Raw genomic sequence first — 6,241 nt, 5'->3', positions numbered from 1 at the left:
GAGTTCCGCGCCGCCCCCGGCTGGCGGGTCACCGCCGTCGGGATGTGCCGCCGCGCGGCGTGCGGCCTCGCTGCGGCCGGGGGCGGCGCGGAACTCGGCGGAGGGGCGGGACGCTGGTCGGAGGGGCACCGCCATCGGTGCCGCCACCCCCGACGGGCCGCTCGCAGGGCCCGGCACCGCTCGGAGCGCCGCGCGTGTGGTGGGCGCTCCGAGCAACCCCCGGTGAACGTTCAGACTCCGGGGACGCCCGCGTTCTCCATCAGGCCTCGGACCTCCGTGCCGTGGGGTGTGAGGAGGAACACGTTGCGGTCGACTCGGTGCATTCCGCTGGCCAGGCCGAAGACGACGCCGGTGCTGAAGTCGAGGACGCGTTTGGCCACCTCGGTCTCCGCGCCGGAGAGGTCGAGGAGGACCGGAATGCCCGCCATCAGCGTCTCGGCGACGTCGCGGGCGTCGGCGAAGACATTGACGCGGAGGACGACGAAACGGCGCCGGGCCTCCGTCTCGGCCTCCGGTATGGTCCGGTGGTCGACCGCGGACGGCCAGGCGTCCCGGCCCCGCAGCGGCACGACCTGTGCGAGCCCCTCCCACTGTTCGTCGGTGACATCGTGGCTGTTCACCCTGTTCACCGGCCTTCCCCCTGGCTCACACTGATTGACTGCATCGACCAATTCTTACGCATGGTCACCCGTTCGGCCCAACAGCGACACGGACCGCGAGGCAGGCCGCAAAACGTCCCTCCGGCGTATCGGCTGGATCGTGGCCTCACAGTGCCGCGCCGGACGGTGTGTGGTGGGCGTAACCCCTCATGATCAGGTCATGTGACATCGGCGTAACGGGCAATTCGTACGATCGAGCCAGCCCGGCGGCCACCAGGACGCTGAGCGGAAGCAGTCCGGCCGCCGTACCGGACGGGGACCGGACACCCCGCACGCCGACAGAGAGGGGCCGCCCGTGGTCGCGCAGGGCCCGCAGAGCACCACCACCCAGGTGCGGACCGTGTGCTCGTACTGCGGTGTCGGCTGCGGCATGCTCCTGGACGTCGGGATGGGTCCCGACGGGCGGCGCACGGTCCTGAGGGCGACCGGCGACAAGTCCCACCCGGCGAACTTCGGCCGACTCTGCACCAAGGGCGCGACGACCGCCGACATGCTGGCCGCGCCCGGCCGGCTCACCACGGCCCTCGTGCGGGACGACCGGGGTGACGAGCCGGTGCCCGTGCCGGTCGCGGACGCCCTCTCCGAGACGGCCCGGCGGCTGCGCGCGATCATCGACGAGCACGGGCCCGACGCGTTCGCGTTCTATGTCTCCGGCCAGATGAGCCTGGAGGCGCAGTACCTGGCCAACAAGCTGGCCAAGGGCTTCATCCGCACCAATCAGATCGAGTCGAACTCCCGGCTGTGCATGGCGAGCGCCGGCACCGGCTACAAGCTGTCGCTGGGCGCCGACGGGCCGCCCGGCTCGTACGAGGACCTCGACAAGGCGGACGTCTTCCTCGTGATCGGCTCGAACATGGCCGACTGCCATCCCATCCTCTTCCTGCGGATGATGGACCGGGTCAAGGCGGGCGCGAAGCTGATCGTGGTCGATCCCCGGCGGACGGCGACCGCCGAGAAGGCCGACCTGTTCCTCCAGATCCGTCCCGGTACGGACCTCGCCCTGCTCAACGGGCTGCTGCACCTGCTGCACGAGAACGGGCAGACCGACCCGGAGTTCATCGCCGCCCATACCGAGGGCTGGGAGGCGATGCCCGGCTTCCTCGCCGACTACGCGCCGGACGCCGTCGCCTCCGTCACCGGACTCGCGGCGGACGACATACGGCAGGCCGCGCGGCTGATCGGCGAGGCGGCCGAGTGGACGAGCTGCTGGACCATGGGGCTCAACCAGTCCACGCACGGCACCTGGAACACCAACGCCCTCGTCAATCTGCATCTGGCGACCGGCGCCATCTGCCGGCCGGGCAGCGGGCCGTTCTCGCTGACGGGGCAGCCCAACGCCATGGGCGGGCGCGAGATGGGCTACATGGGGCCGGGGCTGCCGGGCCAGCGGTCGGTGCTCGTGGACGAGGAGCGGGCGTTCGTCGAGGAACTGTGGGGGCTGGCGCCGGACACGCTGCGCCCGGACGGTTTCGGCAAGGGCACCGTCGAGCTGTTCCGGAGGATGGCCGACGGCGAGATCAAGGCGTGCTGGATCATCTGCACCAACCCCGTCGCCTCCGTGGCCAACCGGAAGACCGTGATCGAGGGGCTGGAGGCCGCGGAGTTCGTCGTCACGCAGGACGTGTTCGCCGACACCGAGACCAACGCGTACGCCGATGTCGTGCTGCCCGGGGCCCTGTGGACCGAGTCCGAGGGCGTCCTCGTCAACAGCGAGCGGAATCTGACGCTGGCCGCCGCGGCCGCCGACCCGCCGGGCGAGGCGATGGCGGACTGGCGGATCATCGCCGCCGTCGCGCGGGGGATGGGCTTCGAGAAGGGCTTCTCGTACGACAGCGCCGAGGAGGTCTTCGAGGAGATCAAGCAGGCGTGGAACCCGAAGACCGGGTGGGATCTGCGGGGAGTGACGTACGAGCGGCTGCGGTCGACGACGGTGCAGTGGCCGGCCGCGGAGGAGACCGGACCCGCGCGGAACCCGATCCGGTACGTGGACGCGGACGGCGGGCTGACGTTCCCCACCGCGAGCGGGCGTGCCGTGTTCCACGCACGGCCGCACATGGAGCCCGCCGAACTCCCGGACGACGACTTCCCGTTCGTGCTCAACACCGGGCGGCTGCAGCACCAGTGGCACACGCTGACGAAGACGGGCAAGGTCGCCAAGCTCAACCGGCTGAACCCCGGGCCGTTCGTGGAGGTGCACCCGCAGGACGCGGAGGTGCTGCACCTCGCCGACGGCGACTTCGTCGAGGTCGCCTCGCGGCGGGGGCGGGCCGTGCTGCCGGTGGTCGTGACGGACCGGGTGCGGCCGGGGTGCCTGTTCGCGCCGTTCCACTGGAACGACCTGTTCGGGGAGTACCTGAGCATCAACGCGGTGACCAGCGACGCGGTGGACCCGCTGTCGTTCCAGCCGGAGTTGAAGGTGTGCGCGGTGGGGCTGACGAAGGTGGCGGCGCCCGCGTCGGCGCCGGCCGGGACCCAGCCGGTCGCGGCCGGAGCGGTCGAGGCGCTCATCCCTACCGCGGTCGCGCCCGGCGCCAACCCCTTCGGGCTCGCGCCCGCTCCCCCGCCCGGGCTCTCCGCCCAGGAGCGCCAGTACCTCACCGGTTTCCTCGCCGGGCTCGGGTCCGGGGTCACCGGGGTGCCCGTGCTGCCGCCGGACGCGCCGTTCAGCCCCGAGCACGCGCTGTGGGTGAACGGGGTGCTCGCCGGGATGTACTCGCGGTCCGCGGCGCCCGTGGCCGTCCCCGCGGCCGGGGCGGCGGGGCGGGACGTCGTGGTGCTGTGGGCCTCCCAGACCGGCACCGCGGAGGAGTTCGCCATGGCCGCCGCCGAGCATCTGGGCGCGGCGGGGCACCGGGCGACGCTGGTCGGCATGGACGAGGCCGCCCCGGCCGAACTGCCGCGCGGCGCGGACCTGTTGCTCATCACCAGCACCTTCGGCGACGGGGACGCGCCCGACAACGGCTCCGGTTTCTGGGAAGCGCTCACGGACCGGGAGGCGCCGCGGCTGGACGGTGTGCGGTACGCGGTGCTGGCGTTCGGGGACTCGTCGTACGACGACTTCTGCGGGCACGGCCGGCGGCTGGACGCCCGGCTCGACGAGCTGGGCGCGGTGCGGCTGGCGCCCCGTACGGACTGCGAGCCGGACTACGAGCCGTCGGCGGACGCCTGGCTCGGCCAGGTGCTCACCGCGCTCGGCACCGGGACGGAGGCGTCTGCTCCGCAGGGGCTCACGGAGGCGGGCCCGCAGACCGCGCCCGGAACAGCCCCCGTCACAGCTCCCGGCACGGCACCCCTCACCGCGCCCGTCGCCCCCTGGTCCGCCCGGCCCGCGACCGCGCACGCCCGGCTGGTCGGCAACCGGCTGCTCAGCCTGCCGGGGGCGGGCAAGGAAGTGCGCCGGTTCACCTTCGACACGAAGGGCACCGGGCTCGCGTACGAGGCCGGTGACGCGCTCGGGGTGCGGCCGGTCAACTCCCCCGATCTGGTCGCGGAATGGCTGGCGGTGACCGGTCTGGACGGGTCGGCCGCCGTGGAGGTCGCCGGTGTCGGCGAGGCGCCCTTCGCCGAGGCGCTGCACCGGCATCTCGACATCACCCGGATCACCCCGGACCTGCTTCGCTTCGTCTCCGAACGGACTCGGGACAACCGGGAGTTGAAGAAGCTGATGCGGCCCGACAACAAGGACGGGCTCGCCCAGTGGTCGTGGGGCAGGCAGGCCGTGGACGTGGTCACCGAGTTCGCGGTGCGGGCCTCCGCGGCCGAGTGGGCCGGGGTGTTCAAGCGGCTCCAGCCCCGGCTGTACTCCATCTCGTCGAGCCCGCTCGTCGACCCGCACGAGGTGTCGCTGACCGTGTCGGTCGTGCGGTACGAGAACCTGCGCGGGCAGCCGCGCGGCGGGGTCTGCTCGCCGTTCCTCGCGGACGGCGAGGCGGGCCTGGAGGTGCCGGTGTTCGTGCAGCGGTCACCGCACTTCCGGCCGCCGGCGGACGCCACGACCCCGATGGTCATGGTCGGCCCCGGTACCGGCGTCGCCCCCTTCATCGGCTTCCTCCAGGAGCGGCAGGCCCTCGGACACCGGGCGCCCAACTGGCTGTTCTTCGGCGAGCAGCACCGGGCCACGGACTTCTACTACGAGGACGAGCTGACGGAGCTGCGGCGGGCGGGGGTGCTGGACCGGCTGGACACCGCGTTCTCGCGGGACCAGCGGGCGAAGGTGTACGTGCAGGACCGGATGCGAGAGCACGGCCCCGAGCTGTGGCACTGGCTGCAGGACGGCGCCCGATTCTACGTCTGCGGCGACGCCTCCCGCATGGCGAAGGACGTCGACCGGGCGCTGCGGGACGTCGCGGTCGCCCACGGCGGGCTGAGCGAGACGGAGGCCGCCGCGTACGTGAAGCAGCTGGCGAACGAGAAGCGGTACGTGCGGGACGTGTACTGACGGAACGTGCCCGGGGCCCCGGATCAGATCCAGCCCTGCTGCCACGCGTGGTGGGCCGCCGCGTGGCGGGTGGGGGCGCCCAGTTTGGACATCGCGGCGGAAAGGTAGTTGCGGACGGTGCCCTGGGCCAGGTGGACCTCGGTGGCGATCTCGGCGACGGAGGCTCCGGTGCGGGCGGCGCGCAGGACCTGGAGTTCGCGGTCGCTGAGGGGGCAGTCGTCCTCGGTGAGCGCGGACGCGGCGATGTCGGGGTCCACATAGCGGCGTCCGGCGGCGACCTCGCGGAGGATCTCCGCCAGCCGGGCGGCCGGGGTCGTCTTGGGGACGAAGCCCCGCACACCCGCCGCGAGGGCCCGGCGCAGCACGGCGGGCCGGGCGTGCCGGGTGACGATGACGGTGCGGGTGGGCAGTTCGGCGCCGATCTCCTCGGCGGCGCGCAGCCCGTCGGTCGGCGGCATCTCCAGGTCCAGCACGGCGATGTCTGGGCGGTGTTCGCGGGCGAGCCGTACCGCGTCGGTGGAGGTGGCGGCCTCCGCGACCACCCGCAGGTCGTCCTCCAGGGCGAGCAGCGCGGCGAGGGCGCCGCGCAGGAGGTCCTCGTCGTCGGCGATGAGGAGCCGGATCATCGGGCCACTTCCTTCAGGGGTTCGGGGGTCGCGTCGGCCCGGCCGAGCGGCAGGGTGGCCGTGACCTCGAAGCGGTCGCCGTCGCGGTGCCACGTCAACTCGCCGCCGGCGGCCCGCAGTCGCTCGGCGAGGCCGGTCAGGCCGGTGCCGTCCCCGGTGCCGGGACGCTCGTCGGCGCCGTCGTTGGCCACGCGCAGCCGGGCGCGGTCGCCGGTGAACCGGTGGTCGATCTCGGCGTACCGGGCGCGGCTGTGGCGCAGGACGTTGGTGGTGGTCTCCCGCATGACCAGGCCGAGCAGATGGCGGGTGGTGTCGGCCATGTCGTGGGCGGGGGCGGCGGGTTCGAGGGATGTGCGGGTGTCGATGCCGGCCGCGGCCAGCACCTTCCCGGCGTTGGCGATCTCGTCGTCGAGGGTGGTCCTGCGGTAGCCCCGCACCACGGCCCGGGTGTCGCGGAGTGCGTCGGCGGACAGCTGCCGTACCTCACGCATCTCGGCGGCGGCCCGCGCCGGGTCCCG

At 73.2% G+C, this 6,241-nt stretch carries 4 protein-coding genes; 1 reads left to right on the top strand and 3 read right to left on the bottom strand.

Features of this window, described 5'->3' with window-relative positions; translation table 11 throughout:
- Positions 1 to 230: 230 nt before the first annotated feature.
- Positions 231 to 620 (bottom strand): cell division protein SepF, encoded by a 390-nt coding sequence (locus AOK23_RS36920; protein WP_055522405.1) that lies wholly within the window; start codon positions 618 to 620, stop codon positions 231 to 233.
- 334 nt (positions 621 to 954) lie between these two features.
- Between AOK23_RS36920 and AOK23_RS36915 the strand changes: the two genes are divergently transcribed.
- Positions 955 to 5,097: a bifunctional nitrate reductase/sulfite reductase flavoprotein subunit alpha gene (locus AOK23_RS36915; protein WP_055716861.1), complete on the top strand. Its 4,143-nt coding sequence runs from the start codon at positions 955 to 957 to the stop codon at positions 5,095 to 5,097.
- A 23-nt stretch (positions 5,098 to 5,120) separates the two neighbouring features.
- Here the strand turns inward: AOK23_RS36915 and AOK23_RS36910 are convergent, their stop codons facing one another.
- Both AOK23_RS36910 and AOK23_RS36905 read right to left on the bottom strand, forming a co-directional pair.
- The gene (locus AOK23_RS36910; RefSeq protein ID WP_055716860.1) at positions 5,121 to 5,723 is read right to left on the bottom strand and encodes a response regulator transcription factor; all 603 of its coding nucleotides are present in this window, start codon (positions 5,721 to 5,723) and stop codon (positions 5,121 to 5,123) included.
- Positions 5,720 to 6,241 (bottom strand): sensor histidine kinase (locus AOK23_RS36905; protein ID WP_420823785.1); only part of this gene is annotated, 522 nt, incomplete at its 5' end. The genes AOK23_RS36905 and AOK23_RS36910, both read right to left, overlap by 4 nt.

Source organism: Streptomyces torulosus, assembly GCF_001419765.1.
Classification (GTDB): domain Bacteria; phylum Actinomycetota; class Actinomycetes; order Streptomycetales; family Streptomycetaceae; genus Streptomyces; species Streptomyces torulosus.
Note: the sequence above shows the minus strand (reverse complement) of the source record. Positions and strands in the feature narration are given on the sequence as shown.